Source organism: Micromonospora sp. CPCC 206061, from assembly GCF_036906915.1.
GTDB lineage: Bacteria > Actinomycetota > Actinomycetes > Mycobacteriales > Micromonosporaceae > Phytohabitans.
The window spans coordinates 17722-28055 of sequence record NZ_JBAKHX010000092.1; the positions used below are offsets into that span (position 1 = coordinate 17722).

General features: G+C 69.8%; 10 protein-coding genes and 1 pseudogene. 8 read left to right on the plus strand and 3 right to left on the minus strand.

Annotated elements, in window-relative coordinates:
- Positions 1-129: 129 nt before the first annotated feature.
- Positions 130-816: a response regulator transcription factor gene (locus V6V89_RS35760; protein ID WP_334624072.1), complete on the plus strand. Its 687-nt coding sequence runs from the start codon at positions 130-132 to the stop codon at positions 814-816.
- Positions 813-1442 (plus strand): hypothetical protein, encoded by a 630-nt coding sequence (locus tag V6V89_RS35765; RefSeq protein ID WP_334624073.1) that lies wholly within the window; start codon positions 813-815, stop codon positions 1440-1442. Before V6V89_RS35760 ends, V6V89_RS35765 begins: the two co-directional genes overlap by 4 nt.
- Here the strand turns inward: V6V89_RS35765 and V6V89_RS35770 are convergent.
- From V6V89_RS35770 to V6V89_RS35780, 3 genes are read right to left on the minus strand one after another with little or no spacing between them, the layout of a single operon-like run.
- Positions 1389-4100 carry a helix-turn-helix transcriptional regulator gene (locus V6V89_RS35770; RefSeq protein ID WP_334624074.1) on the minus strand — a complete coding sequence of 904 codons (2712 nt, stop codon included), beginning with the start codon at positions 4098-4100 and terminating at the stop codon, positions 1389-1391. The two genes, V6V89_RS35765 and V6V89_RS35770, sit on opposite strands and share 54 nt — an antisense overlap.
- 25 nt (positions 4101-4125) lie before the next feature.
- The gene (locus V6V89_RS35775; RefSeq protein WP_334624075.1) at positions 4126-5100 is read right to left on the minus strand and encodes a zinc-binding dehydrogenase; all 975 of its coding nucleotides are present in this window, start codon (positions 5098-5100) and stop codon (positions 4126-4128) included.
- A gap of 3 nt (positions 5101-5103) precedes the next feature.
- The gene (locus V6V89_RS35780; RefSeq protein WP_334624076.1) at positions 5104-5670 is read right to left on the minus strand and encodes an NADPH-dependent FMN reductase; all 567 of its coding nucleotides are present in this window, start codon (positions 5668-5670) and stop codon (positions 5104-5106) included.
- 179 nt (positions 5671-5849) lie between these two features.
- On the opposite strand from V6V89_RS35780, the gene V6V89_RS35785 reads away from it, so the two are divergent.
- The 6 genes and pseudogenes from V6V89_RS35785 (at position 5850) to V6V89_RS35810 (ending at position 10282) form a co-directional block, all read left to right on the plus strand.
- Positions 5850-6458 (plus strand): DsbA family protein, encoded by a 609-nt coding sequence (locus tag V6V89_RS35785; RefSeq protein ID WP_334624077.1) that lies wholly within the window; start codon positions 5850-5852, stop codon positions 6456-6458.
- Between the two features lie 28 nt (positions 6459-6486).
- Positions 6487-6897 (plus strand): SgcJ/EcaC family oxidoreductase, encoded by a 411-nt coding sequence (locus V6V89_RS35790; protein WP_334624078.1) that lies wholly within the window; start codon positions 6487-6489, stop codon positions 6895-6897.
- 31 nt (positions 6898-6928) lie between these two features.
- Positions 6929-7225 carry a hypothetical protein gene (locus V6V89_RS35795; protein WP_334624079.1) on the plus strand — a complete coding sequence of 99 codons (297 nt, stop codon included), beginning with the start codon at positions 6929-6931 and terminating at the stop codon, positions 7223-7225.
- Positions 7226-7459: 234 nt separating this feature from the next.
- A pseudogene (locus V6V89_RS35800) lies at positions 7460-8122 on the plus strand (IS110 family transposase); the annotation flags it as partial.
- Between the two features lie 308 nt (positions 8123-8430).
- Positions 8431-8970 (plus strand): histidine phosphatase family protein, encoded by a 540-nt coding sequence (locus V6V89_RS35805; protein ID WP_334624080.1) that lies wholly within the window; start codon positions 8431-8433, stop codon positions 8968-8970.
- Positions 8971-9202: 232 nt separating this feature from the next.
- Positions 9203-10282: an IS701 family transposase gene (locus V6V89_RS35810; protein WP_334624081.1), complete on the plus strand. Its 1080-nt coding sequence runs from the start codon at positions 9203-9205 to the stop codon at positions 10280-10282.
- The last annotated feature ends 52 nt before the right edge of the window (positions 10283-10334 follow it).

Below are 10334 nucleotides of genomic sequence, written 5' to 3' on the forward strand. Positions count from 1 at the left end.
GCCGGGTTGTGAGCGCGGCGCAACGCAGCGGCCCCAGGTGCGGATCAACGCGTACAACGCCACGATCCCCGCGATCGTGGCCGCGAAGGGCGACCACGTCCCGATGGTCGATGCTCGCCGGCTAGGTACGTGGTGGTGGACGACCAGCCGAACATCCTCGACATGCTGACGACGGTGCTGCGCTTCCACGGTTTCGCGGTGAGCACCGCGGCCACCGCTGCCGAGGCCGTCGAGGTGGCCGCCGAGGTGCGGCCCGATCTGGTGGTGCTCGACGTCCGCCTGCCCGACGGCGACGGCCTCGATGTTTGCCGCCAGCTCCGTGCCAGCGGGCTGGCGGCCGGCATCGTCTTTCTGACCGCGCGTGAGTCCTCCCGCGACAAGATCATGGGCCTGACGATCGGCGGCGACGACTACGTCACCAAGCCGTTCTCGGTCGACGAGCTCGTGGCCAGGGTCCGCGCGGTGCTGCGCCGCCTGCGGCCAGTGCCCGACGCCGCGACCGACGCCGGGCCCGTCGGCCTCCTGCGCTTCGCCGACATCGAACTCGACGAGGACGCCTGCCAGGTACGTCGCGCCGGAACCCTGGTAGCCCTGTCCCCGACGGAGTTCAAGCTCTTGCGCTACCTCATGCACAACCCCGGACGGGTGCTGTCCCGGGCGCAGATCCTCGACGCGGTATGGAACTACGACTTCGACGGCGGGTCGAACGTGGTCGACACCTACATTGGGTACCTGCACCGCAAGCTCGCGCCGCTCGGCCCGCCGGTGATCGACACTGCCCGGGGATTCGGGTACGTCCTGCGGGCCGGCGCGTGAGCTGGTTGCCGCTACGGCGCGGGTTGGCGTTGGCGATCCTCGGCCTCACCGCGCTGGCTCTTCTCGTGGCCGGGTTGGTCAGCGTCGTCGCGTTGCGGTCGTACCTGATCGAGCGGACGGACGGGCAGCTGCGCGCCGCGGCGACGCTGGCCCGCGAACGGATCACGCCCGCCGACGCCACCGACCGACGGGGCGGCGGCCTCCGGGCCGTGATCGCCCCGTCGGGCTACCTCGTGGAGCTCCGGACCGCCGCCGGCCAGACGGTTCGCCTCGCCGGCCCGGAGGACGTCGCCCCCGGCACGATCCTCGCCGCCGCGCTCGTCCCACCGGCGGACGGACGTCATGCTGGGCCAAATCCTGCAACTGTTGGCCCAGGGAATACGGGGCACCGCGCCAAAGACGTGGAGATCCTCGTACTGCGCCACCAGATCGCCGTGCTGCGCCGCCAGGTCAAACGCCGGTGCCTGTGCGCCGTTCGGGTCGATTCACCGGTGTACGCGTGCGCGTGGCGGCCGGACGCGCGGCGTCGCGGCCGCCGGGCTGCACGGCACCTACCTGTTCGATTACCTGAGCTAACGTCGCAGAGCCGCCGCGCCCGCCACGACGGCCGCCAGCTCGCCGCGTGAGGAGACGCCGAGTTTGGGATAGGCGTTGTAGAGGTGGTAGCCGACGGTGCGAGGGCTGAGGAACAGCTGCGTGCCGATGTCCCGGTTGCTGTTGCCCTTGGCGGCGAGGAGGACCACCTGCAGTTCCTGAGCCGTGAGGCGGGCCAACGCGTTGGCGTCCTCGGTGCGGGAGGGCCGGCTCTCGCCCGTGGCGCGCAGCTCGGCGCCCGAGCGTGCGGCCCAGGGCTCGGCGCCGAGCCGTTCGAATGTCTGCAAGGCGGATCTCAGCATGGTGCGGGCCTCGGTCCGCCGGTGCTGTCTACGGAGCCACTCCCCGTGTAGGAGCTGTGTGCGGGCTCGCTCGAACGGTGGGTCGACGTCATGGTGGTGCAGGTGAACGGCGCGCGTCCAGGCTTCCTCGTCGCCGTCGAGCAATGCCTCGCAGCGGGCGGCGATCGCCCGTGCCCACGGGTGTGCGATGTGATGGGCCCAATCGGCGTACTGGCGGGCGGCTCGCCGCCCCAGTTCGGGCTGGCCCGCCCGGACCGCCGCTTCAACGAGGTCGGGCAGGCTGTGCACGGTAACCAACCTGTTGGTGCCCTCGACCACCGGCAGGAGTTTCTCCAGCGCGGCTTCGTGCCTGCCCATGCCGAGGTCGAGCAGGGCCGTGATGGTCGTGGCCCGCGAGTGGCTGGGCGCGGCGCCGTGGGCCGCCATGTCGGTCGCGAGCCGCCCGCACTCCGCTTCGTTGCCCTCGATCGCGCAAAGGTGGGCGAGCAGCGCCCGGTGGAAGACCAGTTCGCGGCTCTGGCCGATGTCCTCGGCGATGCGGGCACCCTCGGTGGCGCTGATCCTTGCGTCTTGGTGCGCGCCGAGCCACACCTGGGTGCGGGCGAGCAGCATCAGCGCGCGTGGCAGTACGCCGATCGCGCCTTGGGTCCGGGTCTCGCGCTCCAGCGCGATGGCTCGGCGGTGCGCGGCGGCGTAGTCGCCGAGCAGGAGTTCCCACCAAGCGATCTTGGCGTTCGTCCGGAGGCCGGTCGGTTCGCCACTCAGGTCGCGGTCGAGCAGCACGCGGATGGCCCGCGCCGCGTCTACCGCGCTGCCCTGCGGTGCGGTGAGCGCGCCGATGTGGATCGCTACCGCCTCGATGCGGGCCGCACCCGGTAGTCGCAGCCGTCGGGCCTGGTCGGCCACCGTCCGCACCGCCGGGAAATCTCCGGCAGTCCAGGCCGTCTCGATGGCCGTGAAGAGCAGGCCGGTGGCGAGTTCGGGCGCCCGCTCGGCGATGGCGTCGGCCGCCTCGGCCAGGAGCTGATGTGCGGAGGTCGCGCTGCTGCGCTCGTCGGCCAGGCCGGCGCTGATCCTGGCCATCTCGGCTGTGGTCAGCGGGTCGGTGACCAGGTCGGTGGCGTCGTGGGCGAGGCCGGCCGCCCGTTCGTGTTGTCCCGCGTCGGAGGCGGCCCGCGCCGCGGCGGCCAGGCGACGCCCGCGCTTGTGTTGGTCGGCGCTGAGCTTGGCGGCGCGTTCGTAGGCAGTGGCGACTGCGGCGTGTCCACCGCGGCGTCGCGCGCTTTCCGCGCTGCGTTCGAGTTCGGCGGCCACGCACTCGTCCGGTCCGGTGGTCGCCGCGGCCAGGTGCCAGGCCCGCCGGTCGCCGTCCAGCACGTCGGCGAGGGCCCGGTGCGTGGCCAGGCGGCTGCTCACCGTGGCGCCACGGTAGGCGGCGGCTCGGATCAAAGGGTGCCGGAACACCAGACGGTCGCCCGACATGCCCAGCAGCCGTTGCCTCTCGGCGGGCTCCAGATCGGCCACGTCCGCGCCGAGCAGCTTCGCCGCCGCGAACACGCTCGCCGGGTCACCGTCGTCAGCGGCGGCCACCAGCAGCAGCGTCTGCGTCGCCTCCGGCAACCTGGCGATGCGATCGGCGAAGGTCTGCTGGATGCGGCTGACCATGGAGCTCGCGCGAACGCCGTACGGCTCCGCGGCAAGTTGACCCTCCCGCTGGGCCGCGGGCAGTTCCAGCAGGGCCAGCGGGTTGCCCTCGGCCTCGTGGAGAATCTGGCCCCGGACCTGCGCGGGCAGGTCGGCCGCCTGCTCGGCGAGCAGAAGCGCCGAGGCATCCGGCGGCAGGCCGGTCAGCGTCAGCTCTGGCACACCGGGCGCGGGAAACGCCGGGGCGTGCACCTCACGGGCGGCGAACAGCATGACCACGCCTTCCGCCTCCAACCGCCGGGCGGCGAACAGCAGCGCGTCGACCGAAGCGTGATCGAGCCAGTGTGCATCGTCGACAATGCACAGCACCGGCCGCTCGTCTGCCAAGTCGGCGAGCAGCGTTAGCACGCCCATACCCACCAGGAAGCGGTCTCCTTCCGCCGGAGCGGCCAAGCCCAGCGCGGCCCGCAGTGCCCGCGCCTGCCCGTCCGGCAGGCCGTCGATCCGCTCGACCGTGCTTTTGAGCAGCAGGTGCAGGCCCGCGAACGGCAGTTGGCGCTCCGTCTCGATCCCGGCTCCGCGGATGACCCGCAGGTCGGCGGCGGCCTCAACCGCGTGGTCGAGCAGGGCGGTCTTGCCGATCCCCGCCTCGCCCCGGAGCAGAAGCGCACCGCTCGCGCCGCCGCGTGCGCCCTGCAACAGCCGGTCGATAGCGGCTATCTCGGCAGAGCGTCCGTAGAGCATGTCCGGAGCGTACCCTTCGGTCGGATCATGGGATCAGCACCGCCTTGCCCGCGGTAGCCCGGGATTCGAGCTCGGCGTGCGCGGTCGCGGCATCGGCCAGCGGAACGCGCCGGACGAGCGGAGTCATCTGACCGTCGCGCACCGCGGTCAGGGCACGCTCCTCCAGCATTCGTACGCCGCCCGGCCGCTTCGCCAGACCCGATCCGGGCACGGCACGCCAGCTCAGGGCGCGCTCGTACAGCTCGCGCGTCGACACCTCGGCGGGCTGCCCGCTCAGCCAGCCGAAGACGACCACACTGCCGCCGTAACCGAGCAGGTCCACGGCCTGCCGGCCGAGGTCGCCGCCGATCCCGTCGAGCACCACGGTGACGTGTCCGCCGTCCAGTTCCGCACCGACGCGTTCGGTCCAGTCGGGCTGGCCGTAGTTCACGGTAAGGACGGCACCCAGCCTGCGGGCGACGGCGGTCTTGGCGACGTCGCCCACCGCACCGACAACTGTCGCGCCCAGACGCGCTGCCGTCTGGACCAGGATGCCCCCGACACCACCCGCCGCCCCGAGCACCAACACCACGTCCTCCGGGGTCAGGCGGGCCACGTCCATGACGCCCAGCGCGGCCCGTCCCGTGACGATGGCCGCCACGGCGGCCTCCTCCGTCAGGTTGTCGGGAATCTCATGTACGGCGGCGACCTCACGCACCGCCAGGTCGGCGTAGCCGCCGCTGGCCAACCCCAGGCAGGTAACGACCCGCCGACCCAGCCAGCGGGCCGGCACCCCCGCACCGAGGCCCTCGACCACGCCCGCCACCTCCCGGCCCGGAGTCATCGGCAGCTCGGGCAACCACCGGTAGGCCCCAGCGCGGACGGCAAGGTCGAGCCGGGAAACCCCGGCGGCGCTCACCTTGACACGCACCTGTCCCGGACCCGGCCGGGGCTCGGCGACGTCCTGCTCGTACAGCAGCTCCCGCGCGCCGCCGAACCGGTACTGCCGGATCGCCCGCATCGCTCAGCCCCCGTACGGGTGCTCGGCCCTGGCGCTCTTCAGCGCGCGCCCCCACCACAGCAACTGGTTCATCAGCCTCTCGGCGGCCCGCCCGGGACCCGCCGGGTCCAGGTGCCGGCCGTCGTCGTCGAACTGGTTCCACGGATTGGTAAAGCTGATCGTGTCCCTGATCGTAACCGCGTGCAGTTCAGCGAATACGCCACGCAGCGCCTGGATCGCGTGCTGGCCACCGGACATCGAACCGTAGGAGACGAAGCCCACGGGCTTGGCCTGCCACTCCGAATAGTGCCAGTCGATGACGTTCTTGACTGGGGCGGGAAAGCTCCGGTTGTACTCCGGCGTCACGAACACGAACGCGTCGGCCGTTTGCAACCGTCGCGCCAGATCGGACGTCTGGGGCGCGGGAGGCACGCTCGCCGGCAGCACCATCGGCAGGTTGATCTCGGCCAAATCGACCACGTCGATCCGAGCACCGTCATGCGCCTTCGCCTGAGCAACGAACCAGTCGGCCACGACCGGACCGAATCGGCCTTCCCTGGTACTGCCGACAATAACCGCCACGTTCAGCATCTTGGCTCTCCTCATTTGGGACGATTGTGATGAGCACAACGCTAGGGATGGTGGCGGGTCGCCTCCTCTGTCGATCGACTGGGTTTCCCGGACGGGGTTCGGTGGCCGGTCACCGGGTCGCTCAGGCCCAGTCACTTGACAGAGGCCCCGCCCGGTAGGCCGTTCGTAGCGTTGACCACATGAGCGACAACATCAACATCAGACTCCAGTTCACCTTCGATGTGCCCTGCGTGTGGTCGTACTTCGCCTTCGCCCGGCTCCGGCGGGCACTGGCGCGTTTCCGCGCCGAAGGCGGGCGGGCCGAGGTCGTGTTCCGTCCCTTCCAGTTGGATCCGAACGCAACGGTGGCGGGAGAACTCAAGACAGACGTGATTCGCCGTGCCTTCGGCGGAGACGTCGAGGAGACCGTGGCCGAGATCACCGCCCTGGCGGCGGAGGAGGGATTGCTGTTCCGGCATCACAAGGCGATCTTCTCCAACACCTTCGAGGCACACCGCCTCATCGCCTTGGCCAGCCGGCAAGGGCTGGGCGAGGAGATGGTCGAGCGGCTGTTCCGCGCCCACCACACCGACGAACTCAACATCGCCGACGTGGGCACGCTCAGGCGACTCGCCGCCGAGGTCGGCGTCCACTGGAGCGACGGTGGCGGCGACGAGACCCGTGCGGAGCTCGAACGAGTGCGGCGCTCAGGCGTTCGCGGCGTGCCGGTGTTGCAGTTCGCCGACCGTCCAGCGATGACCGGCGCGCAATCCGAGGAGGACCTCCTTGCCGCGCTTGCCAAGGCATGACATCCCAACGCGAGAAAGTGGTGCAGAGATGAACCAACGGCCCGCCGTCTACCAGGTCCCAGCCGACGAGCACGACGTGCGCGAGCTGGAACAGCTGGTCGCGCAGATCGAGATCGGCTTCAACCACAAGGATCCGGCCGTGCTCGACGGTCGGTTCACCGACGACGCCGCCCTGGTCGTACCCGACGGCACCATGCTGCGGGGTTGGGATGACCTGTTTGCCTACCACACCGCACGGTTGACGGGACCCGTCAAGGACTGGACGACCCGAGTCGCCGTGACCGCCGTGTCGCCCCTGCGGCCCGACATCGCCGTCGTCCACGTCAGACAGGACACGTCGACCCCGCAGGGAACCTTCAGCAACCACGGCACCATCGTGGCGGTCAAGAAGGACGGAACCTGGTGGATCGCCGCAATGCAGAACACCAACGTGGCGTGAAAAGCCGGCTGGGCTCAGGAGACGGCGCAGTGTGGTCCGCAGTGGCCTCGACGACTTCCTGCACCGCCCGACCGAGATCATCAAACGGGTTCGGTGGGCAGTGATGCACATCCTGCCCACCGATGACGACCCTGACACGGTGTCGGGGTACGGCTTGAAGTGCGGAGGTAGATACGAACGCCTGCCGCGCCGCGCGCACGCGTCCGCCGTCGTGCAGTTCGAGCACGTCGACCCGAATGGATCGTCGAACTACACCGTCATCGTTGCCCCCCGTTACCTTTTTGATCGTCCCCAGCTGGGGACTCCTCGGTCGCCCGGCCCGGTATGACTTACTGCCCCTGTCGTACGGATGATCCGGGGGGTGTTGTCGCCGGGCCGGGTGGCGTCGGTGGACCGCTGATAGGGACCCGGCCACCCCTTCTGGGGTAGGTCTCTTCGTAACGTGGCTGCCGGCAGTCCGACGCCTATACCAGCGGCCGAGGCAGCGGTGAGGTGAGGAGGCGAGGCGTGCACGGCGGGTTCGGCGTCTTCCTGGGCCTGGACGTGGGCAAGGACGGCCTGCGGACACCAGGTCGCGTACCTTCCCGGCCTGGCCATGCGCCGGATAGCTGACCTGCATCCCGGTGCCGCCAAGACCGACGCCCGCGACGCCTACGTCATCGCTGACGCCGCCCGCGGCCTGCCGCACACCCTGCGCCGCGTCGACACCGGCGAGGAGGCCTTGGCCGAGTTGGAGGTCCTGGTCGGCTACGACGACGACCTCGCCGGCGAGGTCACCCGCACCTCCAACCGCATCCGCGGCCTGCTCACCCAAATCCACCCCGCCCTGGAACGCGTCCTGGGCCCGAAAGTCCAGCACCCAGCGGTACTGGAGCTGCTCTCGCGCTGCGGTGGCCCGGCAGGGCTGCGCAAGGCCGGCCGAGCCAAACTCACCGAAATTGCCAAGGCGCGGGCGCCGCGCATGGGCGCACGCCTGGTCGAGCAGATCCTGGCCACGCTGGGCGAGCAGAGCGTCGTGGTGCCCGGCACCACCGCCGCCGAGACGGTCCTGCCCCGGCTGGCCGACAACCTGCGCGACCTGCTGCGCCAACGCGACCAAGTCGCCGACCAGGTCGAAAGGATGCTCGATGACCACCCTATTGCCCAGGTCCTGACCTCGATGCCCGGCATCGGCGTCAGGACCGCAGCCCGCATCCTGCTCGAAGTCGGCGACGGCACCGCGTTCCCCACACCTCGTCGCCCACATCGCCGAAGCCGAACGCGAAGGCTGGCTCGGCGAAGTCGAAGGACTCCACATCAGCCTCGCTGGCGCCAACGACAAGCTGGCCCAGATCGACAACAGGCTGCAACAACGGGCCAACATCACCCACCTCGGCCTGCCCACGTTCAATCCCATCGCCAGCCGCGCCTTGCCGGACCTGCCTGAATGACTCGGGCGCATCGAACCTGCGCGGGTACGTCGCCGCGACCGTTTTCCAGTCACGCAGGCATCGAGACGTCGCCCGTTCCGCCCCTTCGGCTAACGTTCGGCGGATGCTGTTCCTCATCAGGCACGCCATGCCCGTTCTCGATCCGGAAGTTCCACCCGAACAATGGGAACTCGATGCCGTAGGGCAGGAGGGCGCTGAATCGCTCAAACAGGTCATCCCGGCGAACGCCGTACTCGTCTCCAGCCAGGAGCCCAAGGCACGCCAGACCTTGGAGCCGACCGGGCACGTGTTCACCGACATCCGCTTCAACGAAGTCGCCCGTGACGAGCCCTATCACGGCGACTACCGAGCACGCAGACGCGCCTACCTCACCGGCACCGAGCACCCGGGGTGGGAACCACGCGAGCACGTCGTCGCACGATTCGACGCCGGCATCAAGCACTGGCGGACTCACGCGGTCACTCAGCCGCTCGTCGTCGCCACCCACGGCATGGCCATGACACTATGGCTGGCCACCGCTACCGACCTTGCCGACCCAACCAGCTTCTGGGCCGACCTTCGCCCTCCCGACGTGTTCGAGGTCGACCTGACCGCCCGAACCGTGGACCGTGTCGTCTCGACACGGCTCTTCCAGGTCCGTTAATACTCCAGCCGCACTTCGGCTTGGCGGAGTCTGCGCTGGTAGTGGCTGATCCGGGCCAGGTATTGATGCCGCCGTCGCCATCGTGACCATCGATTGACGCCCGCGATGGTACGCGCTCGGGTGATCAGGTCCGGCGATGGCCCGCGCTCCAGAGCGAACGTGTCCTATGTAGACTCTGCGGCTCGTGACCGTAGAAGATCTTGTCGGCTGGTCCGAAGGCTTGGACGACCTGATGGCTCGTATCGCACCCCGGTTCGGGCGGGTAGAACCCCGCCGCCGCGCCCGCCGATACCTGCTCGCACTGCTGTCACCGGTCGCCGGCAAGAACAGTTGGACCATCGCCGAAACTGCCGGCGAGGCCACGCCTGATGGGATGCAGCGGCTGCTCAACGACGCTGTCTGGGACGCCGACAAGGTGCGCGACGACCTGCGCGGCTACGTAATCGAGCACCTCGGCGACCCGGGCGGGGTGCTGATCGTGGACGAGACCGGATTCCTGAAAAAGGGCGTCAAGTCCGCCGGAGTGCAGCGCCAGTACTCCGGAACCGCCGGCCGCACCGAAAACTGCCAGCTCGGTGTGTTCTTGTCCTACGCCAGTGTCCACGGCCGCACGCTCATCGACCGCGAACTGTATCTGCCGCAAAAATGGTGCGCGGACCAGGCCCGCCGAGCCGAGGCCGGCATCGACCCAGCGGTCCGGTTCGCCACCAAACCAGCGCTCGGCCTACGCATGCTGCAGCGAGCCATCGACACCGGCGTGCCAGCATCGTGGGTCACCGCGGACGAGGCGTACGGGCAGGACGGCAAGTTCCGCGTCTTCCTGCAGCAGCGGCACATCGGCTATGTGCTGGCCGTGCCCTGCCGGCAGCAGGTCCCCACCAACGGCGGCAGCGCCCGCGCCGACGCCCTGGCCGCGGCCGCCCCGGCCCTGGCATGGAAGCGCCGCAGCTGCGGCGAGGGCGCCAAAGGCCCGCGCATCTACGACTGGGCGGTGGCCACCTTGCCCGACACCGGAACTGAGGAGCACGGCTTCACCCGATGGCTGCTGATCCGCCGCTCGGTCAGCGACCCGAGCGAACTGGCCTACTACCTGTGCTACCGGCCAGCCGACACCACCGACGAAACGTTGATCGCAGTGGCGGGAACCCGATGGGCGGTAGAGGAGTGTTTCCAGACCGCCAAAGGCCAGGTCGGGCTGGACGAGTACCAGGTACGCCGCTACGGCGCCTGGTACCGGCACATAACCTTGGCGATGTGTGCCCACGCGTTCCTGGCCGTCACCGCCGCGACGGCGAAAAAGGGGCTCTTCTGACTGATCTGTGGGTTGGTTTGGGCGGTCATCGACCGTGGAGGGTGGGTCGGTG

Bases quoted from the DNA above. Each gene is read 5' to 3' on its own strand.
- V6V89_RS35785 (WP_334624077.1), top strand. From the start codon at position 5,850: ATGAGCGACAACATCAACATCAGACTCCAGTTCACCTTCGATGTGCCC.
- V6V89_RS35790 (WP_334624078.1), top strand. From the start codon at position 6,487: ATGAACCAACGGCCCGCCGTCTACCAGGTCCCAGCCGACGAGCACGAC.
- V6V89_RS35810 (WP_334624081.1), top strand. From the start codon at position 9,203: ATGGCTCGTATCGCACCCCGGTTCGGGCGGGTAGAACCCCGCCGCCGC.
- V6V89_RS35805 (WP_334624080.1), top strand. From the start codon at position 8,431: ATGCTGTTCCTCATCAGGCACGCCATGCCCGTTCTCGATCCGGAAGTT.
- V6V89_RS35775 (WP_334624075.1), bottom strand. From the start codon at position 5,100: ATGCGGGCGATCCGGCAGTACCGGTTCGGCGGCGCGCGGGAGCTGCTG.
- V6V89_RS35770 (WP_334624074.1), bottom strand. From the start codon at position 4,100: ATGCTCTACGGACGCTCTGCCGAGATAGCCGCTATCGACCGGCTGTTG.
- V6V89_RS35780 (WP_334624076.1), bottom strand. From the start codon at position 5,670: ATGCTGAACGTGGCGGTTATTGTCGGCAGTACCAGGGAAGGCCGATTC.